Here is a 712-nt window from a genome sequence, read left to right as displayed (position 1 = left end):
CGTTCTTCAACCTGGCCAAAATCGCAGCTTCGGGCCGACTGGGCCTATAAGGGAAGATCAGCATGAATGATGCGACGCGAACGACGATGCAGGCCGCGCCCAGGCACAGTGCATCGCCGCGCATCGAGGCAATCGCGGCATGGCTGATCGCCGCGCTCATTCTCGCAGGCGGCGGGATCGTCGCACGCCTGATTGTCGATTATCCGCAGTTCCTGCCGAACAGCTATATCGGCTTCCTGATCTACCGGGCCGGTCCCGCCGCCACCTTGCTATGGGCCTGCGCCGGCGCGACCATCACCGTCAGTGCAGCGCCGAGGCGTCCCGTTCTCCTGATCGCTCTGGTTGGCTCGATCGCCGCGTGCTTCGCGCTCTCCGGGCTTTGATCTCTAACCCCATGCCTTGCGTTGATAATTCCGGCATTAACCCTGGAACACCACCATCCATTATCCAATCAGGCTCACAGCGTTTTCATGAGCAGGTCCCCTCACGATTATCATAGACGCTTGCGGGCGGTTGATGAGCGCGCCGCAGCTCTCCGCGCTGAATCAGAACGCTGGCAAGCCTTCTGGAATGAAGCTGGCGGAGATCAGATCGATCCTCCCATTGTCGCAAAGCCCCCACGCCGCCGCTGGTTCTCCTTCTTAAAGCGACCGCAATAGTTTGAGCGGCCCAGGGCCGCGCTCCGTCAGTGGTGGCAGCTGCCACCGGGGGA

Annotated in this window: 1 protein-coding gene; it reads left to right on the top strand. The window is 61.5% G+C overall.

What is annotated here, in order from left to right:
• The first annotated feature begins 62 nt into the window (after window positions 1–62).
• The gene (locus ET21_RS0123440) at window positions 63–383 is read left to right on the top strand and encodes a hypothetical protein (protein ID WP_006949645.1); all 321 of its coding nucleotides are present in this window, start codon (window positions 63–65) and stop codon (window positions 381–383) included.
• The last annotated feature ends 329 nt before the right edge of the window (window positions 384–712 follow it).

Origin of the sequence: Sphingobium sp. DC-2, assembly GCF_000722555.1 — a bacterium.
In the GTDB taxonomy this organism is placed as follows: domain Bacteria; phylum Pseudomonadota; class Alphaproteobacteria; order Sphingomonadales; family Sphingomonadaceae; genus Sphingobium; species Sphingobium quisquiliarum.
The sequence above is the reverse complement of the archived record's forward strand: the minus strand, read 5'-3'. Positions and strand labels throughout refer to the sequence as shown.

Bases quoted from the DNA above. Each gene is read 5' to 3' on its own strand.
- ET21_RS0123440 (WP_006949645.1), top strand. From the start codon at position 63: ATGAATGATGCGACGCGAACGACGATGCAGGCCGCGCCCAGGCACAGT.